The organism is Thermococcus aggregans, assembly GCF_024022995.1.
GTDB lineage: Archaea > Methanobacteriota_B > Thermococci > Thermococcales > Thermococcaceae > Thermococcus_A > Thermococcus_A aggregans.
On the sequence record NZ_CP099582.1, the window covers coordinates 1,828,532 to 1,855,165 of the forward strand.

Genomic DNA, 26,634 nt, shown 5'->3' on the forward strand with positions numbered 1-26,634 from the left:
AGCACCCTAAGGCGAGATACTAATTCTCCTTGCGGCTTCTCTCTGAACTAAAACATGTCCAATGGTCCGTGGAAGCGTAACCAAATCACCAGCCTTGAAGGGTCCATACTCCCTCAGGCGCTCGTCCATAACCTTTGGAATGTCTTTGAGGACAATATAAGCCTCCCAGATCCGTTTTCCACTCTCTGGGATTTTCTCCTCGACTTCTTCTTCAAGTACCTCAAGATCTTCCATAGGTATGTGCTCCCTGTTTACAAATGCCAGGAGCAGAGAAAAGATCTTTCTTTCTTCACTAACAAGGTTGTGTGGTCTTCCTTCAAAGACCATATCCACTATTTTATGAAGCCTTGCGCGAAGTATCTCTTTGATAAGCTTTTCAGCGACGTTCATTTCTGCAAGGTACATTTTTTCTTCGATTTCTTCTCCCCTTTCCTTAGAAGATTCAGCCCTAAGTTTCAATGCCTTAACAAGACTATCAAACTCTTTGTAAAACTCCTCATCTAAGGGTATTAGTTCGTTTGAAGATAACTCCATCTCCAGAAGCTCTCTGAGCTTTGCAAGGTCCAATTCAACCACCTAAAAAATATAATTTGATGAAAATTAAAGAGAATCACTCCTCAACTCTTGGAGCGAGCAAGAATGTGAGTCTCCCCTCATCCCTAACCGGGTAGTCCATCTGGAGTGGCATTTCGTTTCCAAATCTAAGAACTACTTCGTCGGCTTTCTTAATTCCCTTTACCATATCCGCGAGGTAGCTGACACCATAGGCACTTTTTGTTTCCTCTTTAACTTCGAGGTCGAGCAGCCCCTCGTCCTCAAGTGTGAGTTTGATTTCGACTTCTTGGGTTTCTCCTTCTGCCCTCATGATAAACTCATTTTCTCTGGCAATGAACTTTATGGAGTCACTAACAAGGGAAGCGTCTTTAACAGCTTCTTTGAGAACTTCACCAAGAACCACTGCTTTTACAGTGAACGGTAGCTCGGGAAGTTCAAGTTCGAGCTCTTCAACCTCAATGAGAGGTAGCCTAAATGTTCTCTTTGCTGTTCCCTCAAGAGTTACCTCCAGGAAATTCTCCTCACCCTTCTTAAGAACGAGAATGTCTTTGCTTTTTCCTCTTTTGAGGATTTTCTTGAAGTGATCCATGTTAATACCGATAGTTTCCTCGCCTTCAACCTCGTATTTGCTGAATATCCCCGCAGGAAGGTTTAAATCAATCAAAACAACTCTACTTGGATCCATTGCTCTCATAGATATGCCTTCTTCTGTGACTTTAAAGGCGGCTTCATCAATCAAATTGCTCGCTGTTTCAATCAAGCTTGCAAAGTCCTTTGCTCCATCAAAAACTATCTCGAATGGCATTTTTACCCCTCCATATCGTTGAGAATTTTAGTCATCAACCTTATTCTTTCTTTGCCTCTCCATAAATAAGTTTTTCCATTGTTCACATCGGGTAACCTTTTATATGCTTCATCTAACTCCTTTAAAGCTTTTTCTACAAGACGTTTAAGCACTTCTATCTCAAGCTCCTCCATGTATTCCACCGCTATTCATAGCTTCTCCAAGTATAGCCGCACTTTGTACAGCGGTAGAAGATCGTTGAAGGTTCATCTCCTGCCCTCGTCTGTATCTCCCACCAGTAAGCTTCATCGTTACCGCACTTTGGACAGGTTATTTTTACTTTTGGAAGCGTTGCTAAGTCTTGCTCAATTACTGGGATGTCTTCTCTTTCATGTTTGACTTTTTGGGTTATTTTGTATCTGTTTGCTGACTCGGGATCGAGAGGCTCCTCGTATCCGCATCTTCTGCACACAAATACTCCTTTCTTCTTGTCTGGTAGCATTATGCTCCCACATTTTGGACAGAATTTCATCCTCTCACCTCCACTCCAACACAAGTTGCTGGGGTTTGAATAAAAAGTTTTGCCATGCCGGACTATAAAGGGAAGGGTTTTTAAGGCCACGTTGAAACTCAAAAATAAGGATAACCGATGATGAGTGTCATCCCAGCCGAGTGGTGACGACGTTTTATCCCCACCTGAGGTGTGAAAAATGTTTGGATTTTTCAAAAAGAAGAAGAGATACGGTGCTTTGATATACCTGAGCGAACCCACGATTATTTATCACACTCAAACTGAGAAAGCAGTGCTAAAGATTATTGAAGAGAGGCTTAACTCAAACAACTTTATACTTCCTTCTGATTATGGGCTAAAGCCTACGCACCATATGATAAAAGACGCCGAAATATTTGTCGCCGTTGGCATAATTGGCAAATTTACTTCCTTGGTTGTGAGAGAAATAAAAATTGCCCAAGAACTCAAGAAGAAAATTTACACAATAAACGTGGCCAGAAAAGGTGATGAAATTTACTACGATTTCTTTGAGGGTATTCCCGAGGATATAGAGTGGCTAAGCGAGGAGGAAACCCAAAAGCTTTACGAGGATTTTAGAGGCGAGGCATTCTCTGGTTTTATGAAGTTCTTCTTTGGTGATAGAAGAAAGCAGTGGTAAAGCTTATTTAGGAGAAATCAAAGATACTTCTGGTGGCTATTATGAAAAAATTAATGGTGTTCGTGTTGTTATTTTTAATGCCCTTTGTAGCTGCCCAAGAACTAGAGTACCATACCTGGGGCGGCGACGATGGTGATACTGCCATTGCTTACCTTCCAGCAGATGGACACTCTTTTTTAATAGGCTCCACGAAAAGCTTTGAAGATACCAGGGGGATGTTTATTGTCAAAATTGATGACAAAGGAAATTTGGAGTTTCAAAAGCTTATTTATTCCTCGCACCCAATTTTCATTAAAGACGCTTTTCTTTTCGAGGACACAATATACGTTGTTGGCCAGATTGGGTCGTCAAGCTTTCAAGAGGCTGATGGGTTCGTAGCTGCCATTGACGAAAATGGAAGGCTTAAATATTTCAAAACATTCGGTAGAAGCTCCAATGACGGTGCCGAAGCAATAGATATAGCAAACGGCAAAATATACGTAGTGGGCTATACCTATCCAACGGGAAGCATTCAGAGGACATTTCTGGCTGAGATATCACTTGATGGAAACATAAACTGGATAGTTGAGTTTGGTGAGAAAGGTTCCAAAGCAACTGCCGTTGAAGCAACTTCCTCCGCTGTTTATGTGGGAGGAAACTATGAGGACGGGGTCTTTGTTTGTGCGTTTGACTTACATGGCAAACTGGAGTGGGCTAAGTCGTACCCCCTAAAAAGCTTGGAGGGTCTTAAGTTTAGAGATGCCATTTATGCAGTAGGCACCACATATGAAAATATGGGGTTTGGAAACGCCTTCATAATGAAGTTCTCACCTGATGGCAGCATCATCTGGAAGAAGCATTTCGGAATAGGTTACGGAGACATCTTTGTTTCTTTGATGTTTAACAACAGCGAGATAGTCCTTGGTGGTTACTTTGGCAACTTTACTGCCGGAAATCGAGACGCCCTTATTGCAAAATTTAACAGTTTAGGAGAGCTTTTATGGTTCGGAATAGTTCAAGGGGGCGGAGAGGATATAGTAGCAAAGACCATAATGAAAGATGGCGTGATTTATGGGGCAGGCTACACGGAAGATTTCTCTAAAACCCTTGTGGTCCCCAAAATCTCTGAAGTTACTTGGAAGAGCCTTTACAGTTCTCTGGATGTCGAGGAAAGGGGATACTCCGCAGAGCCTAAGAAAATAGTATTAGAAGCATCTGAATACAGAGTTTTCGTAAAAGACGTTAATGGAATCCTTGACCATCCAAAAAACGGCGATGCTTGGTTCTTCAAGTTCGGAAAGGGGGGAGAGATTGAAACGCCCTCTCCAACGGCTACTGAGACTTCTTCTACTTCACCAACTCAAACAAAAACGACGACCACAACACAGACTTCGTCATCTTCAGCAACTACAACGCAAACATGGGAACACAGCACGACAACTAGTGAAACTTCCTCCACTCAAACCCAGTCTTCAATCTCCACGGAATCAACAACTGGCGGAGGAATTTGTGGTCCAGGTTTTGTTCTTCTCGTGACCGTAATACCACTCCTGGGAATGTATTTAGTGAAGTCGAGAAAAGGCTTTTAATCTCTTCCCCCCACTCCTTTTTGGTGATTAAAATGGCAAAATTTTTCGTGCCGAAATCTCATCCCAGATACTGGAGCCTTTACTATAGGCATAAGCTCGAAGAAGCCCTCGAAAAGGGAATTTTAGCAACCGCTGGACTGATAGCCCACGGAAGAGGAGAAGCCTTCGATTACCTTATCGGTGAGAAGACAATTGAACCCGCAGAAAAGGCAATGAGAGCTGCAGTTGCGAAACTTCTCTTAGCTAAATACCCTGTTATTTCGGTAAACGGAAACGTCGCTGCTTTAGTTCCAAAAGAGACAATAGAGCTTGCAAAAGTCCTCAACGCAAAACTCGAAATAAACCTCTTCTATCGGACAGAAGAGAGAGTCGAGGCAATAGCAGAAGAGCTACGCAAATACGACCCCGAAGTAGAGCTTCTCGGCATAAACCCCACAAAAAGAATACCTAATTTGGAGAGCGAGAGGGGTAAAGTTGATGAGAACGGCATATGGAAGGCAGATGTAGTTGTCGTTCCGCTGGAAGATGGGGACAGAACGGAAGCACTCGTAAGGATGGGCAAGTTCGTTATAACAGTTGACCTTAACCCCCTTTCGAGGAGCGCGAGAATGGCTGACATAACCATAGTTGACAACATAGTGAGGGCGTATCCGAGGATGATTGAACTCGCTAAGGAAATGAGGGAGCTCCCCAAAGAAGAGCTTGAAAAAATAGTGGCGGAGTACGACAATGGAAAGATACTCAGCGAAGTGTTGACTCATATGAAATCCAGGCTAGAGAAATTAGCTGAAGAAGGTGTTTGGAGAAGAGAAAAACTCTAGATTTTTTCGGCTTTTTCTACCAACGCCCTGAGGTTCAATATAAGCTCGTTTTCGTCTTTGGCTTTCGACACCACTAGAGGGACTCTTTCCCTTTCCGCTATTTTTACGGCGAGCTCGTCGAGCTTTTTAACCCCATGCAACACAACTACTGCCGGCTTTAGTCCTTGAACCCTTATTGCAATCATTGGACTTCTCCCGGTGGTTACTTTGGTAAAGACTAGCGCCCTTTCCGTAGTCCATCCATAGAGCTTCAAAAATTCGTCGCTGCTCATCTCTAAGATAGCCTGTATGCTGTCTATGACGGTGTATCCATAAATCTTCCTTCCGAGGAGGTCTTCGTTTGCAACAACTTCTCCCTTCACCGCGTTAACTATGTCTTCCACGGTAACGGGAAATGCAAATTCCCTTATGTCTAAGATGGCATTTGTTGGGAGGTCGCTCCCTATGGTCCTGCTAAACGCCCTTATAACGTTTCCTCCTCTTTTTTCGTCTATCTCAAGCAGTGCTTCGACGAATTTTCTAATTGTGGAAGCGCCGGGGCTTTTTCTTCTGCCTCCTTCATAATCGCTAATCACCGAAGAAGAAACCCCTAAGACTTCAGCCAGTTCAGTTTGGCTTATGCCGAATATCTCTCTCCACTTTCTCATAGTTTTTCCTGGGTCGGAAGAGAGTGTTATCTCACCAGCAATTCTTTTTGCCAGAGCTTCCTTTTCTTTTTCCAGCATATTTACTTCCTCGCACTAAAACGTTATAAGTTTTTCGGCAATTGTCTATAAAAGGGGGTAATAACCCGCCCGAGTTCATCGACTCCGCCTTCGGCGGTACTCCCCGGGCAGGAGTAGTTGGGACTTTTCATTAATAACCTTTGCTATTTCTTCATTTCCTCTTTTATTGTCTCGGCGAGCCTCTTTATACCTTCTCTAATCTTTTCTTCAGGTACGTAAGTGAAGTTGAGTCTCATCGTGTTCTTAACGTCTCTATGTGCAAAGAAAGCCTCTCCTGGGACGTATGCAACCCCTCTTGCAACGGCCTTTTCAAGCATGAGCTTTGTATCAATTCCCTCAGGGAGAGTGACCCAAACGAACATTCCACCCTCTGGCTTTGTCCACTTAACCCCTTCTGGCATGAACTCTTCCAGAGCTTTTAACATTGCATCCCTTCTAGGTTTGTAGAACTCAATAATCTTTGGTATGTGCTTGTCTAAATGGCCTCCTTCTACGTATTTCCACGCTATAACTTGGCTGAAAGTATTGGTACAGAGGTCAACGCTCTGCTTTGCGATCTCTAGTTTCCTTATGAAATGTGGTTCTCCAGCTATCCACCCAATCCTGAAGCCTGGAGCAAGAATCTTGGAGAACGTTCCCAAATATAGTACTCTTCCTTCCTCGTCCCATGCCTTAATCGGTTTTACGGGCTTTCCGGAATAGCGTAGCTCACCGTATGGGTTGTCTTCAACTATTATGAAGTCATACTCACTTGCAAGCTCAAGAAGCCTCTTTCTTCTCTTCTCACTCATTGTTACGCCAGCCGGGTTCTGGAATGTTGGTATTGTGTAGAGTATCTTTACTTTCTTTCCTTCTTTCTTTAGCTCCTGCAGCTTTTCCTCAAGGAGGTCAACGTTCATTCCCTCATCGTCAAGGGGTACTTGAACGAATTCGGGCTCATAGTATTTGAAAGCTTGAAGGGCAGCAAGGTATGTAGGAGCTTCAACTACAATAATATCGCCGGGATTTATGAAAACTCTACCAATCAAGTCGAGGGCCTGCTGTGATCCGCTTGTAATCATAATGTCCACTTTGGAGATAGGGACATCATACCTCTTCCTCATCCACTCGGCAATAGCCAACCTCAAGGGAGTAAACCCCTTTGTGGTTCCATATTGAAGTGCTTGGGCTGCGTGCTTTTCAAGGACTTCTTTGGTAATTTCTCCAATTATCTCCACTGGGAAGGTCTCAGATGCTGGAAGACCACCTGCAAGTGAAATTACATCTGAAGATTCAACAAGCTTTAGAAGCTCTCTAACCTCTGAAGCTTTCATTCCAAGAGCTTTTTCTGAGAAATATTTTTCATAATCCAAAGTTGGCGCCTCCAATTTTCCTTTAAGCCTGTTCTCAAGCTCCATCTTAGCCTTCCCCCATGCAGTTTATCTAATGTACTAAAGTGAACATATACCCTATTTTGTGCATTAGTAGTTTTGTGGCAATTAAATATAAAGCTTTCGGCGTTGGTCGGAAACAATCTTTATGTTTGTAAAGATTTGATGTATAGGAAATTTATGTACATCAAAGAACATGTGAAAACATCAACGAACAAAACCAAAAGTATGGAAAGAGTGAGCTATATAAACTCACTCAAAGAATTAAGGGAACAAAGGGGGGATTGAAATGGCCGTAATAAAGGAGGTTTTAGAAATAGCAGAAAAGATAAAGACGATGGAAATAAGGGGGGCAGGGAAGATAGCAAGGTCTGCGGCATATGCACTGCAACTTCAAGCCGAAAAAAGCAAAGCAAAAAGTGCGGATGAACTCTGGAAGGAGATTAAGGAAGCGGCAAAAATTTTATACCACACAAGACCCACTGCCGTTTCCCTTCCAAATGCCTTAAGATACGTCACATACAGGGCAAAAGTAGCATACAACAGCGGTGCAGACTTAGAGGAGCTCAGGTTTATAGTTATCAACTCGGCGAAGGAGTTCATACACAATTCAGAAAACGCCATTAAGAGAATAGCAGAATTTGGTGCAAAGAGGATTGAAGACGGAGACGTCATAATGACACACTGCCATTCAAAGGCTGCCATAGGGGTTATGAAAAAAGCGTGGGAAGAAGGAAAAGACATCAAGGTCATCGTGACTGAGACAAGACCCAAGTATCAAGGAAAGATTACGGCAAAAGAGCTTGCAGAGGCAGGCATTCCGGTGATTTACGTCGTCGATGGAGCCGCTAGGCACTATATGAAAATGACCGATAAGGTAGTTATGGGAGCGGACTCGATAACTGCCAACGGTGCCGTCATAAACAAAGTGGGGACCGCTCTATTGGCTCTAACGGCAAAAGAGCATAGAGTATGGGTTATGATAGCCGCAGAAACTTACAAGTTCCACCCGGAGACACTCTTGGGACAGCTAGTTGAAATAGAGGAGAGAGACCCATATGAAGTCGTTCCAAAAGAGGAGCTCGACACATGGCCCAAGAACATAGTCGTTAAGAACCCTGCCTTCGACGTTACCCCGCCGGAATATATCGACGTGATAATTACGGAAAAAGCCGTTATTCCACCGTGTGCAGCAATAGACATCTTAAAAGAAGAATTTGGATGGGCGCTCAAATATACTGAGCCCTGGGAGGATTGAGCTCGTAAAATAGTTCATCTTCTCCAAGTTCCTTTTTCAGTTTTTTGAAGTTCTGCTCGAGTCTAGGGAGTCGTGACTTGCTCCGCTCGAGCATCTCGTTTGCCAAGTTAATCAAAAACTCAAGGTATTCGTCGGTTATTAACACCTTTCCATCTCTGCCAAGAGGAACGGTTAAGTACTCGGTACCGTTTATTTCAACCAGTACTCGGTCTTTGCTGAGGGCTTTGAATGTGGTGTACTTGAAGCCAGAAGAAAGTCCAATTTCGTGAAGCTTTTTCCCTATTTCTGGAGTTTCTCCGACTATGTGAAAAATCGGTGGCTGTGCCTTGAGGAATATTATCCCTTCTCGCGCATCTTTCAAGCTATCTTTTGCTTCTTCAAATGTTATTGGGGCGTGTTTCTTGATAATCCACCTTGACAAGGGTTTGGCACCTATTTTGGGCTCTTCAATTATCCCTACCCTTCCTGAGCATGAGCTTGTTGTGTAAACACCTTTTATGGAATTAATAAGGAGGAGCAAATCAACTATGTCCCTGTCAACTTTGTTCTCGCTTATTGCTGTAAAGAGAGCTTTCAGAGCTTCTCTCTTTGCTCTCATCTTTATCTCACCTCTGAAGCCAATTATCATTAATAAACTTCGTTTGAGATGGTTAATTAGTTATTAATCCGGTCTTAGCACTTTTTGACCTTATTCTGGCGAAAAGTTTATAAAGATATCCCAGATAGCTAAAGTGGACATGGCCGGGGTGGTGTAGCCTGGTTAGCACAGGGGACTGTGGATCCCCTAGCCCGGGTTCGAATCCCGGCCCCGGCCCCAGAAAAGCTTTTTTCTGAAAATAGAGGTTCAAAAAGAGAGCTTTTTCAGGCATTTTTGCGGCCGCGTGGAAGTTTTCTCTATGAATGCTTCAGGAGTATGGCATAAGATGGTATAAACTGCGATTGTGGGATTCCCTACGACTTTATGTTTGTTCTTTGTCTTGCATTCTCAATAGAATTAATCAGGTTCTTTGCGGCTTCTTCCATAAGATGTTCCTGATACCATCTAAAGCCCATAAGGCCTTTAGAAGAATCTGTTACGTAAGCAACCAGATATGCCTGCATTTCTCCATTAACATTGGAAACAAAGGTTATTAGCTCCCGTTCTTTATCGGTAGCATTCAAATACTTAAGATAGTGATCTGGCTTACCGAGGCTTGAATAAACTGCTTTCACTTTAATTGACCCCTTTGCCATAAAAGGAAAATAAGTTGTGTTTATCCCCTCAACCCAAACAGCGAGGAACTGGCTATTGCATTCTGCAGGAGACTCAATAACCGAGACTTTGTATCCCCTATTCTGTAGCTCCTCAGCAACAATTCTTCCAAACTTTGAATCGGGATACACACAAAAACCCTCTTTGAAAGTAGCATTTTTTGTGGATGCTGCTCCCAACTGTACTGATGAGCGTATTTCTGATTTTCCAAAGCCAAAATTTCCAAAGTAAAAAGCCAGCAGAACAAACACAAGAAAAATTGCTAATGTTTTCCATTTTTTCATTTTTATTATCCCCTGGCAGTCTTTTTCTTTGATTTGGTTTAAAAAACTTAAAAACATTACTCCTTCGGAGCGAGAATAGTTCACTCTTTAGTTACCTTAAGCCACATACATGCCTGCAATTTGTACTCAAAGCATTTTTGTGGTCTTCAAGGGCGGAGTAGAAGTTATAAGTTGGAAGTTAAAAGTTAGAAGTTGGAGGTAGTGAGAATAGTAATATGCGGAAGGCATAACAAATCGATTTGTAAACTTAGACAATAGATTGCTTAAACTCAAAAAAACTCTTGTTTATAGAAGGATCCAGCGAATTGGACTTTCTAAAATTAGGGTTTGCCAAAAGAAAATAAGAAGCGAATGCAGAAGAGACATTATGGTACTGCAACCTTTAGCCCTAGGAGTTCTCTGTTAACAGCTTTTACCACTGAGAACGCGTAGGTCTTCTCGCACACTTTAACTCTAACCACGGTTGTTGCTAACTCTTCAAGCAAGGATACAGCTTCCGGAATAGTACGCTCCAACACGTCAGTATTAAGGAAGTAAAACGCAACTATCTGCCTATCACCAACAGGAAATATTTATGTTACTTTGTTTATGAGAGTTTTGATACCTAGTTTGACAGCTATCCTAAGCATCAATATTTGCCAAACACATATGTTGTCAAATCTTCAAATAAATGAGCAAACGCATGTGAACAAGTACGTAAACATATGGGTAAAGGAGCACATTACTCAATCATTTACCACGCTTATTCTGAGTGATCAAATGTACACGCGCTTTTAATTAAGGCTCCTAAAATTTCTTGTGACAACAAAATCTAAAAGCCAAAGCTACTACTTCTCTATGGTGAGAGCAATGATAATTTATGAACCCGTAATGCTTGCAATGCCCCTTGCGGAGAGAATTAAAGACAAGATACTGCAGGAGAGGAAAGTACCGAGTGCTGATGACCTTAGAAAAATACTGACGTCTCTCGGTCTTGAAGAGGCGTGTCTGGATAGAGGACTTGCCTTATTCCGCTCCAAGTATGTCCTCGCTCTCCTCATTCCGTCCAAGGAATACATAACCGTTGATATAATATCTTCAACTGGAGATTTGAGCGACGCCTTGGAGCTTATGGTATATCACGACAAAAAGCTCAACGCTTACATAGTTGACATACTGCCGGCTAATGAACTTGAGTTCGAAGGAAACATAGGTTTGGAGCCGGTTATAATAGACGCAGAAACTTTTGAGTTAAAAAGCACTCCTGTTTTGGGGCATTTTGAGAAGGAAAATGGTGAAATATTCCTCGTGATAAGCGAGAAAACATACGATGCATGGAAAGAAAGTGGCAAACTTGAAGTCTGTCCTATCTGCGGTGCTGACGAGCTTGTATGGCAGAAGGGAACTGCCTACTGCAACGCCTGCGGCATTGGGGTAAAGGTGGTGAAAAAATGAGCAGGCTCGTTAGAGAAATGCTCGTTAGATATTCGAGATTGGCTCATGAAAGAGGATTAACAGCTGCATTTGGAGGGAATCTGAGCGTTCTTTTCAATGGAAAAATCTTCATAAAGGCAACTGGAGCTGTGATGGATGAACTTACACGGGAGCAGATAGCGGTTATTGATCTCGAGGGGAACGTTCTAAGCTTGGTGAGGCCTTCTTCCGAATGGAAGCTCCATGTGGAGATTTACAAACGGAGAGAGGATATAAAAGCAGTGGTTCATCTCCACCCGCCATATTCAATAGTTGCATCCACTCTACTCAGCGGTGAGCTCCCTATAATAACACCCGAAGCTGAAATCTATTTGAAAAAAATTCCCATAGCTGAGTTTAAACCAGCTGGAAGCTGGGAACTTGCTAAAGAGACTGCGAAGTATTTGGAAAATTATGATGCGGTCATAATGGCCAACCACGGAATAGTAACCGTTGGTAAAAGCTTAAGAGAAGCTTATTACAAGGCAGAGTTAGTAGAAGAAAGTGCAAAATTGTGGTATCTAAAAGAAAAAGGCGAGCAAATCACTTAATCTGCTCCAAAGCACCCAAAACTTCCCAGATTATTGTCCTTGTGTGCATTGGCATGTTCGGGTCTTCGCTAATCTCCTCAAGAATAGCAATAGCATCAGCTGCTCTCACAGTTGGGTCCTTGCTAGTGTCCATTAGGACCTCAATTGCCTGCTCGGCAGCTCTCCTAATGTTTCTTGGGACGATTGTATCTTGAACAACTTGCTCCTTCAAAACTTGGATAATCTGTTGAATCTTCTCCTCACTCATCCTTATCACCTCCGATTTAAGTAAGAATTCGTAACTAAAATTTTTCCACCATATATTGCACATTGGTTATTAAAACCTTTTCGGTTCTTTTAGTACTCTACGCCTTTTCTAGCCACAACTCCCTTTTGGTAGGGGTGTTTTATTTCTCTCATCTCCGTTACATAGTCCGCTAGTTCATAGAGTTTTTCTGGGCAATATCTACCGGTTAAAACAAGCTCGGTGTTTGGAGCTTTTTCTTTTATGAGTTGTTTAACTTCTTCGAGCTCTATCATTTTAAATCCCAATGCTACGCATATCTCATCGAGAATTACGAGGTCCCATTCACCGCTTTTAACAACTTCCTTGGCCCTCTCTAAGGCCTTTTTTGCCGCTTCAATATCTTCTGGCTCAGGCTTTCCGTGAACGAACTTCGGTAGGCCATAGGATTCTACAACAATTCCACATTCTTGGGCTTTTTTCTGCTCCCCATAGACGTTAGCAGATTTCAAAAACTGTATCATAATAACCCGTCCTTTGTGGCCGAGCATCCTTAAAGCTAAACCCAAGGCAGCCGTGGTCTTTCCCTTCCCATTTCCTGTGTATATATGCACCAACCCAAGCTCCTTTTTCCACTCCTCCATTTTGTTCACCGGAGAAACTTGGTGTTGAGGTACTTATTCCTTGTGGAAGAGCTTTTATTCTCTTGAGCATACCTACTTTTGGTGGTTCCTATGAAAGCCCCTGAACTTGGAATTAAAATAGGAGTTTTTGAGCATGGGAAAAGAAATTCAATAAGCGACGTTAAGGGTGTTAAAGTAGGTCACGTTACCTTGATTCAAGGGGAGGGAAAGCTTATACCGGGTAAAGGTCCAGTAAGGACTGGTGTAACTGCAATAATCCCCCACGAGGGGAATATCTACAAGGAAAAACTGCTGGCAAATGCATTTGTTATGAATGGCTACTCCAAGCCTATTGGCTTAATCCAAGTTCAAGAGCTTGGAACCCTTGAAACACCGATAGTACTGACTAACACCCTAAGCATTGGCACTGCTGCTGATGCGTTGATAGAGTATATGCTTGAGCAGAACGATGACATAGGAGTGACTACCGGTTCAGTTAATCCCGTTGTTATGGAGTGCAATGACTCATATCTTAACGATATCAGGGGAAGGCACGTCAAGAAGGAGCACGTATTTGAGGCCCTTAAAAATGCAAAAGAGGACTTTGAGGAAGGTGCAGTCGGTGCTGGAACTGGAATGAGTGCTTTTGAGTTCAAAGGTGGTATCGGCTCTTCTTCCAGAGTTGTAGAGATAGAGAACAGAAAATACACAGTTGGGGCACTTGTTTTGAGCAACTTTGGTAAGAGGGAAGATTTAACAGTTGCTGGGGTTCCCGTAGGGCTGGAGTTGAAAGATTGGCCTGGGAAGGGTGGCAAAGGGAAAGGGAGTATAATAATCGTTGTGGCAACAGATGCTCCTTTAACATCACGCCAACTCCACAGAGTTGCCAAGAGGGGAGCCGTGGGACTTGCAAGAACCGGAGGCTATGCTTACAACGGGAGTGGAGACATAGTTTTTGCATTTTCAACCGCTCAAAGAATAAAGCACTATCAAAAGGAGCCGTTTGATATAAAAGTTCTCCCCGACAGCACTTTGTCGCCCCTTTTCAAAGCCACGGCTGAAGCAGTCGAGGAGGCAATAATTAACTCCCTCCTCCAAGCAAAGACCATGACTGGAAGAGATAATCACGTACGCTATGCCATTCCCAAAGAGGAGCTTGTAAGGATAATGGAGAAATATGGAAGACTGGAAAAGAAATGAGGTGAAAAATATGAACGTCAAACATCTTTTTCCCGGGTTGAAAAATTTCAAAGCCTATTTGAATACGGCAAGTGCAGGATTTTTGCCTTTAACAGCCCTTAAGAGGAGCATTGACTTTCTATCCTACCTCTCAGACTTTAAGGAAGGGGCTGACTCAGTGGACTTTTTGAACAAAGAAATACTGGAAAAAGTGCTTGAGGAGGGGGCAAAACTTTTCCGTACCAATAAGGAGAACCTAACCTTAACAATCCAGACAACAGAGGGATTGAGGAGGCTGCTCCTATCGCTAGAACCAGAAAAAGGCGGAAATATCGTTTCATTTGACATGGAGTTTCCCTCTCTTTCATGCCTTCTAAAAAGCTATGCAAAGAGGTATGGCTTGGAGCTTAGAGTTGTTAAAAACAGAAACGGCTGGTACTTTATTGAGGATGTGGAAAAGCTCGTTGATGATAACACGTTTGCAGTCATTGGGAGCAGTGTTCAGTGGATATCTGGCCAGAGAATGGATCTAAAAGAGCTCTCCAGAATTGCTCACAAACATGGGGCATGGCTCATTGTAGATGCGGTTCAACACGCTGGCAGCTTGAAGCTATATCCAGAAAAAGAGGGCGTCGATGCCTTTGTTGCTGGAGGAGAAAAATGGCTGCTTAATCCCTCCGTGGGCTCTGGGATTATGTACATATGTGACGAGCTTATCGAAGAAGCTTCGCCAATAGCTGGACTGTTGAACATGGAGCCCCCGGTAGGGGAGTGGTCATCCTGGTGGGGCATGCCCGAAAAGGATCCTTGGGGGGAATTCGAGCTTAGAAACGATGCAGGAAAGCTTGACTTTGGAGGCGGCTTGCCTTATCTTCTTGCAACAACTCTTTGGGGAGCCCTCGAGCTGATAAACGACGTTGGCATTGAAAAAATTGAAAAACACAACACCAAGCTTGCAGGAAGGATTAGAGATGAAGCTCTAAGCTTGGGCTTGGACATTATTGGGGACGAGAACTGGGAAAGCTCGGCAATAATTACAATACAAACCGGCTTAGGTTACGAGAAAGAAGAGGAAATCTACCAGCAGATGCTTGCCGAAGGAATAAAGGTCAGCCACAGGGGAGCGCTAGGGCACTATGGAATAAGGGCTTCCCCTCACTTGTACAACGATATGGATGATGTTGAGACGTTTTTGAACTCTCTTGTGGAGTCCCTTTCTAAACTTTAATTTCCCCATATTTTTTCTTCATAAGCAGTGCATCGCCCTCTATGTTGGGGCTCTCACTTATGACAACTCCTTTGACTCTGAATTCCTTTAAAACTCTAAGCAAGTCTTCCCATTTCAAGTCGCTTTCTTGCAGGTTTAAATGATTCCTCTCGCCCTTTTCAGAGTAGTTTATTCCGCTTATGTGAATATGCATATTGTCCAAGGCCTCTCTTCCAAGCTCATTCTCAATCAGGGACAGCATCTCTCTCCATTCTTCGGCGCTGTTGTATTTTCCGTTGTGCCTTGCGTGGCAATGTGCAAAGTCGATAGCGGGCAGCACTTGTTCAACCTCTTGGCTTATCTTTATTAGCTCTTCGAGGCTTCCGAATTGAGTTGGCTTACCAGTTAGCTCCGGCCGTATCCACACGTCTATTCCCTTATCCTGCAGAACTCTCACGATGTCCTTTATCTCGTTCTTAATCTTCTCATAAACTTTCGCAGGGTCTTGGTTTAGGTAGTACCCTGCATGGAACACCACGCTCCAGCCCCCAGCTTCGTGCAAACGTTCGGCACTCTGGATTATTCTCTGTTTACTCCCCTCAACTTTCGCTTTTTCCCTTGCGTTTAGGTTTATGTAATACGGTGCGTGTGCCGTGAGGAGAACGTCGTTCTTTTGGGCAACATACTTTATTTTTTTGGCCAGTTCGGGCTTTATATTAATCCCTCTTACAAATTCGAGCTCCATGGCGTCTAAGCCCAACTTTCTGACCTGTTCTATGCCCGTTATGGTTGAAGGCTTTGGAGTTGAGAGGGGGATTCCCGCGGTTCCAAACCTTAGTCTATCAACCTTCTTTTTCATGCCCACCACCTAAAAATTAGGTAGACCTAAAAATATAAAAACTTTAACTCGTTTCGACTTTTTCTCCCAGAATACGTTCAAGCTTTGAAATGCTCCTCTTAAGCTCTTCTTCAAGTTCTTCTACTTTTTTCTTGAATGCCTTTATTTTTTCTTCCTTTTCGCGGATTTTTCTTTTCAACTCCTCGACTTCTCGTTTTTTGGCTTCTTCCTTTTCCACGATATCTGAGAGCTCTTTTTCAACCTTTGCCAGTTCTTCTTTCATGTTGGCAAGCTCTTGGGATTCCTTAATCAGATTTGTTTTGGCCCATTCTGCGGTTTTTTTGTATTTCTTGTCAAGTTCATTTTCAATTCTGCCGAGCAGCTCCAGAAATTCTTCTGGATGGTTGATTGCATAAGCAGAATCTTTCAAAAACTCTCTTGCAACACTTTCCGGCAGCCTCATCCTTTTTATTGGTTTTTGGAGCTTGGAAATCTTCGAACGGATGTTAATCTCCTTTCCGGATATTTCCCTTTTAAGCCTTTCTTGGGATTCTCTAAGGGCTTTAAACTCTGGCTTGGCTTCGAGCCCTTTAATCTGCTTCTGAAGTTCTTCTAACTGTTTCATGAGATTTTCTCTTGAGAGTTCCTCCTCTTTTAAGGTATCTCTGAGATCTTCGAGTTCTTTCAGCAGCTCTTTAGTTTTCACGTCCTCAATACCTATTTTACCCACCTCTTTGAGATACGCGGAATACTCCTCGGACAGAGCCTTTAAAAGGGCGTTTATTTCATATATCTCCTTCTCAAATATCAAGAGCAGATGTCGGCCGTGAGTAACGTGAAATCTGGAAATCTCCGGCAGTATTTTTTCTACGTCCTCAATGCCTTCTATCTTTTGCAGCATGTTTCGGAGTGCAGTTATGTATCTATCTTTTTCAGCCTTCACAATTCTTGCGAGTCGAGGATCAACGTTCTTGGGTATCTCCTGCTTTTCAAGTCTCTCAAGATTTTTGAAAATTTTCAGGACAATTTCTCCGGAAGTTTTTGTGTATTTTGCCCTTATTCTTTGCCGTTGTTTTTTAATCTCTTCTTTTTTCCGTTCATACTCCTGAAGTGCTTCTCTTAGCTTCAACTTTCTCCCATCCTTTTACTTTATCCCTTAGGTATATCCCCACAAGGGTCGCAATGGCTATGTCGATAATTGCTATGAGCCCTTTCTTTAGGAACTCAATCGAATAGAACGACACTATTGAGAGTGCATAGAGGGTGGTAACATCGATTGTTATCCACAGCGCCGGTAGGAGCAGAATACCGCTTATGTAGTACCAGATGTGGTAATCCTTCCTCAGATACGAATGGACAATCTTACCTATCATCAAAATGCCCAGTGCAACGATAAAGGGAGTATTTAAGGCATTTAGGAATATAACCAGCCCTAAAAGCTCCGTTCCGGGGTATCTACCCGTTAGCTGAAGCGCAATTCTTTCCAAGTTAAGATAAGCATTTACTGCTCCGGCGAAGAGAACGAACATTGCCGCAATGGCAGAAACGAACTGTATAAACCCCTTGGTTAAGACATGCCCCAAAACTTCCTTTATTCGGAAGGCTTTTGCGAAAAAGTACCCTCCAATAAGGAAGAGTATCACACCCGTAACAGTTGATGAAATTATTGTAACACTCTGCTGGTATTTTATGGAAAGTAAACGGGCAATACCATAGATAAGCAATATCAGTCCGGGAAGTCCAAAGAATATTTTTGCCGCTTCAGGATCGCTTAAAATTTCCTTTAGGTACCGATACAAAATGTAGTAGGTTGTCTCGATGCTTTCGCTTTGCTTAACGACAACTCGGCGGGTGCTTATAATTGGAATTCTTGAAGTTATTATGGGGAATATCTGCTCATCCTCTGCTCCATCTGTAACCGGAATTACACCATCGGCGGGGAACTTCTTGAGGACTTCTTCCAACTGTTTTTGCAGTTCTAGGTCGCTCTTAACTCCTACATCAGGATGCCCTGTAATGAGCGCCACTTCAACGTCCTCAAATTCCCCTTTTCCCTTGAGCTCGTCATAAAGCTTTACTGCAGCGTATAAAACATTAGCATCGCTATCTTCTGGATCTGCTAAGCTGAGCTTTAGAGCGGCATCTATACATGCGTCTCTACCAATAACAGGACCTCTAACCCTTGCTTTTTTTCCAAAGTCGTCATCTCTGTCAATGGCAAGCACCAATACTTTAATCTTTATCCCCCCGAACTTTTTCGAGAACTGATTTTATTTTATCTTCCATTTTTCTATCTTTGTCACGTCTGTCATCAATTCTTATCGTTGTCGAAACTCTCTTCGCACCAAGGGCAAACATCGCTTCATGGGCTTCTTTGATTATCTCCAACCCCTCTTCCAGGGTTGGAACCTCAATGATTGTGCCCATAGGTGTCAATTGATATTTTACCCCCTTCTCCTCTAAAAGCTTTACTACGTGGGCTACATATTTGCTTAAGCTCAGCTCTCCTAGCGGGACGATAACGAACTCAATAATTACCCCCATTTTCGACACCTGGCTAAATTAGAATCGACGATTTTTTAAGCTTAACGGTGGAAAGCCTTATTTTGTTGGAGAGCAAATGGATATTGGTGAGGGACGTGCACAAGATAAAAGACGAGTGGGGAGAATTCTTGGTGAGATTGGCCAGAAAAGCCATAGAGGAGTACTTAAACTCTGGTAAGGAAATAGAACCTCCTGAGGATACTCCCCCGGAACTCTGGGAAAAAATGGGTGTTTTTGTGACCCTCAACAGGGCAAATGCTCCTCCCACTCAAGCGTTAAGAGGGTGCATAGGCTTCCCGTATCCAATATACCCCTTAGTCAAGGCAACTATAAAGGCCGCAATTTATGCGGCCGTTGATGACCCGCGCTTTCCCCCAGTTACGCTGGATGAACTAAAGGACTTGCGGATAGAGGTTAGTGTTCTAACCCCTCCAGAGCCAGTAGAAGGTCCTCCTCACGAAAGGCCCAAAAAGATAAAGGTTGGGAGAGATGGGCTAATCATTAAAAAGGGCATCTACAGCGGCCTATTGCTACCCCAAGTTCCCATTGAATGGGGATGGGATGAGGAGGAATTTTTAAGTGAAACATGCTGGAAAGCTGGTCTTCCGCCTGATTGCTGGCTAGATGAGGATACGGAGGTTTACCGTTTTACCGCGGAGATTTTTGAAGAGGAATATCCCAATGGGCCCGTGAAAAGAAAGCCCCTGCATGCTCCGTAGCAAATTTTAGTTGTGTTTTGCTCTTCATTTTCTCAATTTCGCAATGAAAAAGCTGTTACAGTCGTGCAAGTGGGTAAAGCTTCTGAAAACCTTGTCTCCAATGTCTGTAAATCCTCTTTCTCCCCATGTGAAGGGATAATCAACAAGCTCAAAGCCTACTTTATTTATGGCATACTTTATGTTCTCCTCGTTTTCGTCAACCCTTATTGAGCAGGTAGAATACGTCATTTCGCCCCCTTCTTTTAGATTTCTGTAGGCGTTTTTTATCATAGCCTTTTGAACCTGGATAACCTTCTTTATTTTGTTTTTATCGAAACGCCATTTGACTTCCGGAAACTGTCTGTATGTCCCGGAAGAAGAACACGGTGCATCGAGTATTATTTTATCGAACGTTTCCTTGTCCTTGAATTTCATGCCATCAGCGTGTACAAGCTTGACGTTTTTGACCCCTAGAACCTTCATCTTGGCTTCCATTTTTTTGAGCCTATCAAGAGAATAATCGACAGCAATTATCTCTCCGGTGTTCTCCATTAGATGGGCCACATGGAAAGTCTTACTACCCGGCGCAGCAGCTAAATCAAGAATCCTTTCTCCCTTTTCGGGGGCAAGAACATGGGCAACGTAAGCACTCGCCAGGTCTTGGATTACGAAATAGCCTTCCTTATACCAATCTAAGCAGGTTATCGGCGTTTCGTACTCCAGAACCTTTAAGACGTCATCAACGGGGGTCCTTGCAACTCTGACGTTATTTTCCTCAAGGTACTCTGCAAGCGTATCTATGTCTGTCTTTAGCGGGTTGACTCTGACGTAATACCTCTGGGGCTTGTTGTTGCTTAGCAAAAGCCTTACCGCGCTCTCGTAGCCGAGAAGGTCAATTACATACTCCACATACCAGCGCGGATGAGAGAACTTTACGCTTAAGTACTCTATCCTATCTTTTTCCTTGAGCTTTTTTAGAGCTTTATCCAGGTTGAAACTCTCTACCTCCCTAAGAATCGCGTTTATGAACTTTGCCCTCTTTAAATCGTATCTTTCTTTGACAACTCTGACAACTGAATCAGTGGCTATTGCGGGATTTATTTTCTTAAACTTCATCTCGAATATCCCGATCCTGAGAAGATTGGCAAGGTAAAGGTCAAAATCCTCAATTTTAGTTCCTTTAATAACAGAATTAGCGATAAAATCTATTTTCTTTCTCCATTTCTCAATCTCAAAAACGTAAGCATGAGCCAGTCCTCTAGCCCTCTCCCTGTCTTTTCCGATAACTCTTTTGAAAACTCTCTCTAGGGCGTTCTTCGATGAAAGCTCGCGCTCCTCTATGAGGGTCAATATATCGGCAATGAGCTCGTGAAGAGTTATTCTGTAAAACAACTCCATGATTTCCGATTTGGGGGAGGGTTTAAAAATTTGGCGGAACTTTTATTTAATCTGAATTCCAGTTATATCTGGTGGTATCTATGATATTAGACACTGACTACATAACAAAGGACGGTAAACCCATAATTCGAATTTTCAAGAAAGAGAACGGGGAATTTAAAATAGAACTTGATCCACATTTTCAGCCCTACATTTACGCTCTTCTCAAAGATGACTCCGCTATTGATGAAATAAAAGCAATAAAAGGCGAGAGACACGGAAAAATTGTGAGAGTAGTCGATGCAGTGAAAGTCAAGAAGAAATTTTTGGGGAGAGATGTTGAGGTCTGGAAGCTTATATTTGAGCATCCCCAAGACGTCCCGGCCCTAAGGGGCAAGATAAGGGAACATCCAGCTGTGATTGACATTTATGAGTACGACATACCCTTTGCCAAGCGCTACCTCATAGACAAGGGCTTGATCCCTATGGAGGGCGACGAGGAGCTTAAGCTAATGGCCTTCGACATTGAGACGTTTTACCACGAGGGAGACGAGTTTGGGAAGGGCGAGATAATAATGATAAGCTACGCCGATGAGGAAGAGGCAAGGGTAATTACATGGAAGAATATTGATCTGCCCTACGTTGATGTTGTATCCAACGAAAGGGAGATGATAAAGCGGTTTGTGCAAATTGTCAGGGAAAAAGACCCGGATGTCCTGATAACTTACAATGGAGACAACTTTGATTTGCCGTACCTTATAAAAAGGGCAGAGAAGTTAGGAGTTACTCTTCTCTTGGGGAGGGACAAAGAACACCCCGAGCCCAAGATTCACAGAATGGGCGATAGCTTTGCCGTGGAAATTAAAGGCAGAATTCACTTTGATCTCTTCCCGGTTGTGCGGAGAACCATAAACCTCCCAACATACACGCTTGAGGCAGTTTATGAAGCCGTCTTGGGAAAAACCAAAAGCAAGCTGGGTGCGGAGGAAATCGCCGCCATCTGGGAAACAGAGGAGAGCATGAAGAAGCTGGCCCAGTACTCGATGGAAGATGCTAGGGCAACTTATGAACTCGGAAAAGAGTTTTTCCCCATGGAGGCAGAGCTAGCAAAGCTAATAGGCCAAAGCGTATGGGACGTCTCAAGATCAAGCACTGGCAACCTTGTAGAGTGGTACCTGTTAAGGGTGGCATATGAGAGGAATGAGCTCGCTCCGAACAAGCCGGATGAAGAAGAGTACAGAAGGCGTTTAAGGACTACTTACCTGGGAGGATACGTAAAAGAGCCGGAAAGAGGCTTATGGGAGAACATCGCCTATTTAGACTTTAGGTGCCACCCTGCAGATACAAAAGTCATAGTAAAAGGCAAAGGAATCGTGAATATTAGCGATGTTAAAGAAGGAGACTACATACTAGGAATAGATGGGTGGCAAAGAGTCAAAAAAGTCTGGAAGTATCATTACGAAGGCAAACTAATCAATATAAACGGCTTAAAATGCACTCCAAATCATAAGGTCCCGGTAGTCACGGAAAATGATCGGCAAACTAGGATTAGAGATAGTCTTGCAAAATCATTCCTCTCAGGAAAAGTAAAAGGTAAAATTATCACAACAAAGCTTTTTGAAAAAATTGCCGAGTTTGAGAAAAACAAGCCTTCTGAAGAGGAAATATTAAAGGGGGAACTTTCAGGGATTATTTTAGCCGAGGGCACATTGCTTCGAAAAGATATTGAATACTTCGATTCATCGAGAGGTAAAAAGAGAATCTCACACCAATATAGAGTCGAAATAACAATCGGCGAAAACGAAAAGGAGCTTTTAGAGAGGATTCTATACATTTTCGATAAGCTGTTTGGCATAAGACCTTCTGTGAAAAAGAAGGGAGACACAAATGCGCTTAAAATTACTACCGCAAAGAAAGCGGTTTACCTTCAAATCGAGGAACTTTTGAAAAACATTGAAAGTCTTTACGCCCCAGCAGTATTGAGGGGCTTTTTTGAAAGAGATGCCACTGTGAACAAAATACGGAGTACAATAGTTGTTACTCAAGGTACAAACAACAAATGGAAAATAGATATAGTAGCAAAGTTACTTGACAGCCTTGGAATCCCATATAGCCGCTATGAGTACAAATACATTGAAAATGGAAAGGAGTTGACTAAGCATATTTTAGAAATAACAGGAAGGGATGGACTTATTTTATTCCAAACACTGGTGGGGTTCATAAGTTCAGAGAAAAACGAAGCTTTAGAGAAAGCAATTGAAGTTAGAGAAATGAATAGACTTAAGAATAACAGCTTCTACAACCTTTCAACGTTTGAAGTGTCTTCTGAATATTATAAAGGCGAAGTTTATGACCTAACCCTAGAAGGAAACCCCTATTATTTTGCAAATGGAATTCTGACTCACAATTCTCTATACCCCTCAATTATAGTTACCCACAACGTCTCCCCTGACACTTTAGAAAGAGAAGGCTGCAAGAATTACGATGTTGCCCCGATAGTAGGTTATAAGTTCTGCAAGGATTTTCCCGGTTTCATTCCATCTATACTCGGGGAATTAATCACAATGAGGCAAGAAATAAAGAAGAAGATGAAAGCTACAATTGACCCAATAGAAAAGAAAATGCTTGATTATAGGCAAAGAGCTGTTAAATTGCTCGCAAACAGCATTTTGCCAAATGAATGGCTACCAATAATTGAAAACGGAGAAGTAAAATTCGTAAAAATTGGTGAGTTCATAGACCGCTACATGGAAGAGCAAAAGGACAAAGTAAGAACAGTGGATAATACTGAAGTTCTCGAAGTGGATAACATCTTTGCATTTTCACTAAATAAGGAAAGCAAAAAGAGCGAGATCAAGAAAGTCAAAGCCCTCATAAGGCATAAGTACAAGGGTGAAGCTTACGAGGTCGAGCTCAACTCTGGAAGAAAAATCCACATAACCCGTGGTCACAGCTTGTTCACGATTAGGAACGGGAAAATAAAGGAAATATGGGGAGAAGAAGTAAAAGTTGGCGACCTTATAATAGTGCCCAAAAAAGTTAAGCTCAATGAAAAAGAAGCCGTCATCAACATTCCAGAGTTGATTTCGAAACTGCCCGATGAAGACACGGCCGATGTTGTTATGACAACCCCAGTTAAGGGAAGAAAGAACTTCTTTAAAGGCATGCTGAGAACACTAAAGTGGATTTTTGGAGAGGAAAGCAAGAGAATTAGGACGTTTAACAGGTACCTCTTCCATCTTGAAGAGCTTGGTTTTGTTAAACTGCTGCCCCGTGGATATGAAGTCACCGACTGGGAAGGGCTAAAAAGATATAGGCAACTTTACGAGAAGCTCGTAAAAAACCTCAGATACAATGGAAATAAGAGGGAGTATTTAGTGAGGTTTAACGATATCAAAGACTCCGTATCTTGCTTCCCACGAAAGGAGCTTGAAGAATGGAAAATTGGAACGCTCAACGGCTTTAGGATGAAGTGCATCCTCAAAGTCGATGAGGATTTCGGAAAGTTCTTAGGCTACTATGTCAGCGAAGGCTATGCGGGGGCTCAGAAAAACAAAACAGGTGGAATGAGCTACTCAGTAAAGCTCTATAATGAGAATCCTAACGTTCTCAAAGATATGAAAAATATTGCAGAGAAGTTTTTTGGCAAAGTTAGAGTCGGCAAAAACTGTGTGGATATACCAAAAAAGATGGCATACCTTCTCGCGAAATCCCTCTGTGGAGTAACAGCAGAGAACAAAAGGATTCCTTCAATTATATTTGATTCCTCTGAACCTGTACGATGGGCATTCTTGAGAGCGTATTTTGTGGGTGATGGCGATATTCATCCATCAAAAAGGCTTAGGCTCTCCACAAAAAGCGAGCTCCTAGCAAACCAGCTTGTATTTCTCTTAAACTCCTTGGGAGTTTCATCTATAAAAATTGGGTTTGACAGCGGGGTTTATAGGGTTTACATAAACGAGGATTTGCCGTTCCTACAAACTTCGAGGCAGAAAAACACGTACTACCCTAATCTTATTCCCAAGGAGGTTCTTGAGGAAATATTCGGAAGAAAATTCCAAAAGAACATAACGTTTGAGAAATTCAAAGAGCTCGCTGACTCCGGAAAACTGGACAAAAGAAAAGTCAAGCTCTTGGATTTCCTCCTCAATGGAGACATTGTCCTTGACAGAGTAAAAAATGTTGAAAAAAGAGAATATGAAGGGTATGTCTATGATTTGAGCGTTGAAGACAACGAAAACTTTCTCGTTGGTTTTGGACTGCTCTACGCACACAACAGCTATTACGGTTATATGGGCTATCCCAAGGCGAGGTGGTACTCGAAGGAATGTGCCGAAAGCGTTACCGCGTGGGGAAGGCACTACATAGAAATGACCATAAAAGAGATAGAGGAGAAATTTGGATTTAAGGTGCTATATGCCGACAGCGTTACGGGTGATACGGAGATAATCGTTAAGAGAAATGGGCGGATAGAGTTTGTTCCTATTGAAAAGCTCTTTGAACGCGTAGATTACCGGATTGGAGAAAAAGAATACTGCATCCTTGAGGACGTTGAAGCGCTGACACTCGACAATAGAGGCAAGCTCATCTGGAAAAAAGTTCCGTACGTTATGAGGCACAAGGCGAAAAAGAAGGTCTACCGCATCTGGATTACAAACTCGTGGTACATTGACGTTACCGAGGATCACTCTCTTATAGTAGCTGAGGATGGTCTGAAGGAAGCTAGGCCAATGGAAATCGAAGGCAAGAGCCTAATAGCGACCAAAGATGACCTTTCAGGAGTGGAATATATCAAGCCTCATGCCATCGAGGAAATATCCTACAACGGCTACGTTTACGACATCGAGGTGGAGGGAACCCACAGGTTCTTCGCAAATGGAATACTCGTGCACAACACTGATGGTTTTTACGCCACAATACCGGGAGAAAAACCTGAAACAATCAAAAAGAAAGCTAAGGAATTCTTAAAATACATAAACTCCAAACTTCCCGGTCTGCTCGAGCTTGAGTATGAGGGCTTTTACTTGAGAGGATTTTTCGTCACAAAGAAGCGCTATGCGGTTATAGACGAAGAAGGTAGGATAACGACAAGGGGTCTGGAAGTTGTAAGGAGGGACTGGAGCGAAATAGCCAAAGAGACCCAGGCTAAAGTCTTGGAGGCAATACTTAAAGAAGGTAGTGTCGAAAAAGCTGTGGAAATCGTTAAGGACGTTGTTGAGAAGATAGCAAAATACCAAGTCCCGCTTGAAAAGCTTGTTATCCACGAGCAGATTACCAAGGATCTAAGTGAATACAAAGCCATTGGGCCTCATGTAGCAATAGCAAAGAGGCTTGCTGCAAAGGGAATAAAAGTGAGACCCGGCACGATAATAAGCTATATCGTCCTCAGGGGAAGCGGAAAGATAAGTGACAGGGTAATTTTGCTTTCAGAGTATGATCCGAAAAAACACAAGTACGACCCCGACTACTACATAGAAAACCAAGTTCTGCCGGCGGTGCTTAGGATCCTTGAAGCCTTCGGCTACAGAAAAGAGGACTTAAAATACCAAAGCTCAAAACAGGTTGGACTGGACGCGTGGCTTAAGAAGTAGTCTTGTCTCCTTTTAACCCAAGCTTCTCTGCGAGCTTCTCTATTTCTTCCCTGTATTCTGAGATGTGGTTCTCGTTAACTATTAGATAATCCGCAAGGGCAATAACTCCTCCAATCCCGAACTTTAGTTCTTTCCAATCTCTGGCCTCAAATTCCCTCCATGTTTTTGGATCGTCGCTTCTTCCTCTTCTTTTCAATCGTTCGAACCTCTTTTTTGGAGAAGAATGCACAGCCACTATGATTATCTTTTCCTCAGGAAATGCGTCCTTGAATGTTTGGATTTCATCCAGAGACCTCACTCCATCTATTACGACGGCTTTGTGCTTCCTTAAAAGTTCCCTTACCTTTGGAATTGTCAACTTTGCCACTGCGTTGTCGCCAAGCTCTTGTCTTAGCTGAATGCTTACGCTGTTCATCCCTTCTGGAGTTCTTGGAATTCCTCTTTTATCTGCCTCTTCCCTCACAACGTCGCCCATAGAAACGTGAGGCACTCCGTATTTTTCAAAAATCTTCACTATTTGGCCTTTTCCAGAACCGGGCATGCCAACTACACAGATTATCATAGC

The 26,634-nt window shown here is 42.8% G+C and carries 27 protein-coding genes and 1 tRNA gene; 11 read left to right on the plus strand and 17 right to left on the minus strand.

Going from position 1 to position 26,634, the window contains the following annotated elements:
- Positions 1 to 6 precede the first annotated feature (6 nt).
- Genes NF865_RS10065 through NF865_RS10080 form a run of 4 tightly spaced genes read right to left on the minus strand, consistent with a single transcriptional unit; the run spans position 7 to position 1,871 of the window.
- A complete protein-coding gene (locus NF865_RS10065; RefSeq protein ID WP_253305671.1) occupies positions 7 to 567 on the minus strand; it encodes a DNA replication complex subunit Gins51 in 561 nt (186 codons plus the stop codon).
- A 43-nt stretch (positions 568 to 610) separates the two neighbouring features.
- On the minus strand, positions 611 to 1,360 hold the full coding sequence (locus tag NF865_RS10070; protein WP_253304569.1) for a DNA polymerase sliding clamp: 750 nt from the start codon (positions 1,358 to 1,360) through the stop codon (positions 611 to 613).
- Positions 1,361 to 1,362: 2 nt separating this feature from the next.
- Positions 1,363 to 1,533: a hypothetical protein gene (locus tag NF865_RS10075; protein ID WP_253304570.1), complete on the minus strand. Its 171-nt coding sequence runs from the start codon at positions 1,531 to 1,533 to the stop codon at positions 1,363 to 1,365.
- A gap of 11 nt (positions 1,534 to 1,544) precedes the next feature.
- Positions 1,545 to 1,871 carry a transcription factor S gene (locus NF865_RS10080; protein ID WP_253304571.1) on the minus strand — a complete coding sequence of 109 codons (327 nt, stop codon included), beginning with the start codon at positions 1,869 to 1,871 and terminating at the stop codon, positions 1,545 to 1,547.
- Positions 1,872 to 2,049: 178 nt separating this feature from the next.
- On the opposite strand from NF865_RS10080, the gene NF865_RS10085 reads away from it, so the two are divergent.
- The 3 genes from NF865_RS10085 to NF865_RS10095 are packed head-to-tail and all read left to right on the plus strand — an operon-like array spanning position 2,050 to position 4,897.
- Complete coding sequence (locus NF865_RS10085; protein WP_253304572.1) at positions 2,050 to 2,508, plus strand: hypothetical protein; 459 nt, start codon at positions 2,050 to 2,052, stop codon at positions 2,506 to 2,508.
- A gap of 41 nt (positions 2,509 to 2,549) precedes the next feature.
- Positions 2,550 to 4,076, plus strand: a complete 1,527-nt coding sequence (locus NF865_RS10090) for a hypothetical protein (RefSeq protein ID WP_253305672.1) — start codon at positions 2,550 to 2,552, stop codon at positions 4,074 to 4,076.
- Between the two features lie 32 nt (positions 4,077 to 4,108).
- The gene (locus NF865_RS10095; RefSeq protein ID WP_253305673.1) at positions 4,109 to 4,897 is read left to right on the plus strand and encodes a 4-phosphopantoate--beta-alanine ligase; all 789 of its coding nucleotides are present in this window, start codon (positions 4,109 to 4,111) and stop codon (positions 4,895 to 4,897) included.
- On the opposite strand, the gene NF865_RS10100 is transcribed toward NF865_RS10095, so the two are convergent.
- Positions 4,894 to 5,622 (minus strand): helix-turn-helix domain-containing protein, encoded by a 729-nt coding sequence (locus NF865_RS10100; RefSeq protein WP_253304573.1) that lies wholly within the window; start codon positions 5,620 to 5,622, stop codon positions 4,894 to 4,896. The genes NF865_RS10095 and NF865_RS10100 overlap by 4 nt on opposite strands.
- Before the next feature lie 143 nt (positions 5,623 to 5,765).
- The gene (locus NF865_RS10105; protein ID WP_253304574.1) at positions 5,766 to 7,019 is read right to left on the minus strand and encodes an aminotransferase-like domain-containing protein; all 1,254 of its coding nucleotides are present in this window, start codon (positions 7,017 to 7,019) and stop codon (positions 5,766 to 5,768) included.
- Between the two features lie 262 nt (positions 7,020 to 7,281).
- On the opposite strand from NF865_RS10105, the gene NF865_RS10110 reads away from it, so the two are divergent.
- Complete coding sequence (locus NF865_RS10110; protein ID WP_253304575.1) at positions 7,282 to 8,250, plus strand: ribose 1,5-bisphosphate isomerase; 969 nt, start codon at positions 7,282 to 7,284, stop codon at positions 8,248 to 8,250.
- Here NF865_RS10110 and taw3 read toward each other — a convergent pair.
- Positions 8,222 to 8,848: a tRNA(Phe) 7-((3-amino-3-carboxypropyl)-4-demethylwyosine(37)-N(4))-methyltransferase Taw3 gene (gene taw3 / locus NF865_RS10115; RefSeq protein ID WP_253304576.1), complete on the minus strand. Its 627-nt coding sequence runs from the start codon at positions 8,846 to 8,848 to the stop codon at positions 8,222 to 8,224. The two genes, NF865_RS10110 and taw3, sit on opposite strands and share 29 nt — an antisense overlap.
- Before the next feature lie 142 nt (positions 8,849 to 8,990).
- On the opposite strand from taw3, the gene NF865_RS10120 reads away from it, so the two are divergent.
- A tRNA-His gene (locus NF865_RS10120) sits at positions 8,991 to 9,067 on the plus strand.
- A gap of 134 nt (positions 9,068 to 9,201) precedes the next feature.
- On the opposite strand, the gene NF865_RS10125 is transcribed toward NF865_RS10120, so the two are convergent.
- Together NF865_RS10125 and NF865_RS10130 are read right to left on the minus strand one after the other, a co-directional pair.
- Positions 9,202 to 9,786, minus strand: a complete 585-nt coding sequence (locus tag NF865_RS10125) for a hypothetical protein (RefSeq protein ID WP_253304577.1) — start codon at positions 9,784 to 9,786, stop codon at positions 9,202 to 9,204.
- A gap of 365 nt (positions 9,787 to 10,151) precedes the next feature.
- Positions 10,152 to 10,304, minus strand: a complete 153-nt coding sequence (locus NF865_RS10130) for a DUF257 family protein (RefSeq protein ID WP_253304578.1) — start codon at positions 10,302 to 10,304, stop codon at positions 10,152 to 10,154.
- A 331-nt stretch (positions 10,305 to 10,635) separates the two neighbouring features.
- Between NF865_RS10130 and NF865_RS10135 the strand changes: the two genes are divergently transcribed.
- Both NF865_RS10135 and NF865_RS10140 read left to right on the plus strand, forming a co-directional pair.
- Entirely contained in the window at positions 10,636 to 11,220 is a 585-nt protein-coding gene (locus NF865_RS10135) for a hypothetical protein (RefSeq protein WP_253305674.1), read from the plus strand.
- Complete coding sequence (locus NF865_RS10140) at positions 11,217 to 11,789, plus strand: aldolase (protein WP_253304579.1); 573 nt, start codon at positions 11,217 to 11,219, stop codon at positions 11,787 to 11,789. Before NF865_RS10135 ends, NF865_RS10140 begins: the two co-directional genes overlap by 4 nt.
- Here the strand turns inward: NF865_RS10140 and NF865_RS10145 are convergent.
- On the minus strand, positions 11,782 to 12,036 hold the full coding sequence (locus tag NF865_RS10145) for a stationary phase-response protein (RefSeq protein WP_253304580.1): 255 nt from the start codon (positions 12,034 to 12,036) through the stop codon (positions 11,782 to 11,784). The genes NF865_RS10140 and NF865_RS10145 overlap by 8 nt on opposite strands.
- A gap of 89 nt (positions 12,037 to 12,125) precedes the next feature.
- Positions 12,126 to 12,656 (minus strand): cob(I)yrinic acid a,c-diamide adenosyltransferase, encoded by a 531-nt coding sequence (gene cobO / locus NF865_RS10150; protein WP_253304581.1) that lies wholly within the window; start codon positions 12,654 to 12,656, stop codon positions 12,126 to 12,128.
- A 90-nt stretch (positions 12,657 to 12,746) separates the two neighbouring features.
- Between cobO and NF865_RS10155 the strand changes: the two genes are divergently transcribed.
- Together NF865_RS10155 and NF865_RS10160 are read left to right on the plus strand one after the other, a co-directional pair.
- On the plus strand, positions 12,747 to 13,835 hold the full coding sequence (locus NF865_RS10155; RefSeq protein ID WP_253305675.1) for a DmpA family aminopeptidase: 1,089 nt from the start codon (positions 12,747 to 12,749) through the stop codon (positions 13,833 to 13,835).
- Positions 13,836 to 13,845: 10 nt separating this feature from the next.
- Positions 13,846 to 15,042: an aminotransferase class V-fold PLP-dependent enzyme gene (locus NF865_RS10160; protein WP_253304582.1), complete on the plus strand. Its 1,197-nt coding sequence runs from the start codon at positions 13,846 to 13,848 to the stop codon at positions 15,040 to 15,042.
- Here the strand turns inward: NF865_RS10160 and NF865_RS10165 are convergent.
- The 4 genes from NF865_RS10165 to NF865_RS10180 are packed head-to-tail and all read right to left on the minus strand — an operon-like array spanning position 15,032 to position 18,403.
- Complete coding sequence (locus tag NF865_RS10165; RefSeq protein WP_253304583.1) at positions 15,032 to 15,880, minus strand: deoxyribonuclease IV; 849 nt, start codon at positions 15,878 to 15,880, stop codon at positions 15,032 to 15,034. The genes NF865_RS10160 and NF865_RS10165 overlap by 11 nt on opposite strands.
- 43 nt (positions 15,881 to 15,923) lie before the next feature.
- Entirely contained in the window at positions 15,924 to 16,988 is a 1,065-nt protein-coding gene (locus tag NF865_RS10170; RefSeq protein ID WP_253304584.1) for a coiled-coil domain-containing protein, read from the minus strand.
- Entirely contained in the window at positions 16,957 to 18,084 is a 1,128-nt protein-coding gene (locus NF865_RS10175) for a DUF373 family protein (protein ID WP_253304585.1), read from the minus strand. Before NF865_RS10175 ends, NF865_RS10170 begins: the two co-directional genes overlap by 32 nt.
- Before the next feature lie 7 nt (positions 18,085 to 18,091).
- Positions 18,092 to 18,403, minus strand: coding sequence for an MTH1187 family thiamine-binding protein (locus tag NF865_RS10180; protein WP_253304586.1), 312 nt, complete (start codon positions 18,401 to 18,403; stop codon positions 18,092 to 18,094).
- A 95-nt stretch (positions 18,404 to 18,498) separates the two neighbouring features.
- On the opposite strand from NF865_RS10180, the gene NF865_RS10185 reads away from it, so the two are divergent.
- Entirely contained in the window at positions 18,499 to 19,122 is a 624-nt protein-coding gene (locus NF865_RS10185) for a TIGR00296 family protein (protein WP_253305676.1), read from the plus strand.
- A 24-nt stretch (positions 19,123 to 19,146) separates the two neighbouring features.
- Here NF865_RS10185 and NF865_RS10190 read toward each other — a convergent pair whose 3' ends face one another.
- A complete protein-coding gene (locus NF865_RS10190; RefSeq protein WP_253304587.1) occupies positions 19,147 to 20,499 on the minus strand; it encodes an RsmB/NOP family class I SAM-dependent RNA methyltransferase in 1,353 nt (450 codons plus the stop codon).
- 80 nt (positions 20,500 to 20,579) lie between these two features.
- Between NF865_RS10190 and NF865_RS10195 the strand changes: the two genes are divergently transcribed.
- A complete protein-coding gene (locus NF865_RS10195; RefSeq protein WP_253305677.1) occupies positions 20,580 to 26,069 on the plus strand; it encodes a DNA polymerase domain-containing protein in 5,490 nt (1,829 codons plus the stop codon).
- Here the strand turns inward: NF865_RS10195 and NF865_RS10200 are convergent.
- On the minus strand, positions 26,059 to 26,631 hold the full coding sequence (locus tag NF865_RS10200) for a dephospho-CoA kinase (protein WP_253304588.1): 573 nt from the start codon (positions 26,629 to 26,631) through the stop codon (positions 26,059 to 26,061). The two genes, NF865_RS10195 and NF865_RS10200, sit on opposite strands and share 11 nt — an antisense overlap.
- Between the last annotated feature and the right edge of the window lie 3 nt (positions 26,632 to 26,634).

Excerpts from the sequence above, each read along its gene's own strand:
- NF865_RS10090 (WP_253305672.1), top strand. The coding sequence starts at position 2,550 with ATGAAAAAATTAATGGTGTTCGTGTTGTTATTTTTAATGCCCTTTGTA.
- NF865_RS10160 (WP_253304582.1), top strand. The coding sequence starts at position 13,846 with ATGAACGTCAAACATCTTTTTCCCGGGTTGAAAAATTTCAAAGCCTAT.
- NF865_RS10155 (WP_253305675.1), top strand. The coding sequence starts at position 12,747 with ATGAAAGCCCCTGAACTTGGAATTAAAATAGGAGTTTTTGAGCATGGG.
- NF865_RS10200 (WP_253304588.1), bottom strand. The coding sequence starts at position 26,631 with ATGATAATCTGTGTAGTTGGCATGCCCGGTTCTGGAAAAGGCCAAATA.
- taw3 (WP_253304576.1), bottom strand. The coding sequence starts at position 8,848 with ATGAGAGCAAAGAGAGAAGCTCTGAAAGCTCTCTTTACAGCAATAAGC.
- NF865_RS10135 (WP_253305674.1), top strand. The coding sequence starts at position 10,636 with ATGATAATTTATGAACCCGTAATGCTTGCAATGCCCCTTGCGGAGAGA.
- NF865_RS10085 (WP_253304572.1), top strand. The coding sequence starts at position 2,050 with ATGTTTGGATTTTTCAAAAAGAAGAAGAGATACGGTGCTTTGATATAC.
- NF865_RS10100 (WP_253304573.1), bottom strand. The coding sequence starts at position 5,622 with ATGCTGGAAAAAGAAAAGGAAGCTCTGGCAAAAAGAATTGCTGGTGAG.
- NF865_RS10165 (WP_253304583.1), bottom strand. The coding sequence starts at position 15,880 with ATGAAAAAGAAGGTTGATAGACTAAGGTTTGGAACCGCGGGAATCCCC.
- NF865_RS10080 (WP_253304571.1), bottom strand. The coding sequence starts at position 1,871 with ATGAAATTCTGTCCAAAATGTGGGAGCATAATGCTACCAGACAAGAAG.
- NF865_RS10095 (WP_253305673.1), top strand. The coding sequence starts at position 4,109 with ATGGCAAAATTTTTCGTGCCGAAATCTCATCCCAGATACTGGAGCCTT.
- cobO (WP_253304581.1), bottom strand. The coding sequence starts at position 12,656 with ATGGAGGAGTGGAAAAAGGAGCTTGGGTTGGTGCATATATACACAGGA.
- NF865_RS10140 (WP_253304579.1), top strand. The coding sequence starts at position 11,217 with ATGAGCAGGCTCGTTAGAGAAATGCTCGTTAGATATTCGAGATTGGCT.
- NF865_RS10075 (WP_253304570.1), bottom strand. The coding sequence starts at position 1,533 with ATGGAGGAGCTTGAGATAGAAGTGCTTAAACGTCTTGTAGAAAAAGCT.
- NF865_RS10195 (WP_253305677.1), top strand. The coding sequence starts at position 20,580 with ATGATATTAGACACTGACTACATAACAAAGGACGGTAAACCCATAATT.
- NF865_RS10105 (WP_253304574.1), bottom strand. The coding sequence starts at position 7,019 with ATGGAGCTTGAGAACAGGCTTAAAGGAAAATTGGAGGCGCCAACTTTG.
- NF865_RS10180 (WP_253304586.1), bottom strand. The coding sequence starts at position 18,403 with ATGGGGGTAATTATTGAGTTCGTTATCGTCCCGCTAGGAGAGCTGAGC.
- NF865_RS10190 (WP_253304587.1), bottom strand. The coding sequence starts at position 20,499 with ATGGAGTTGTTTTACAGAATAACTCTTCACGAGCTCATTGCCGATATA.
- NF865_RS10110 (WP_253304575.1), top strand. The coding sequence starts at position 7,282 with ATGGCCGTAATAAAGGAGGTTTTAGAAATAGCAGAAAAGATAAAGACG.
- NF865_RS10070 (WP_253304569.1), bottom strand. The coding sequence starts at position 1,360 with ATGCCATTCGAGATAGTTTTTGATGGAGCAAAGGACTTTGCAAGCTTG.
- NF865_RS10145 (WP_253304580.1), bottom strand. The coding sequence starts at position 12,036 with ATGAGTGAGGAGAAGATTCAACAGATTATCCAAGTTTTGAAGGAGCAA.
- NF865_RS10125 (WP_253304577.1), bottom strand. The coding sequence starts at position 9,786 with ATGAAAAAATGGAAAACATTAGCAATTTTTCTTGTGTTTGTTCTGCTG.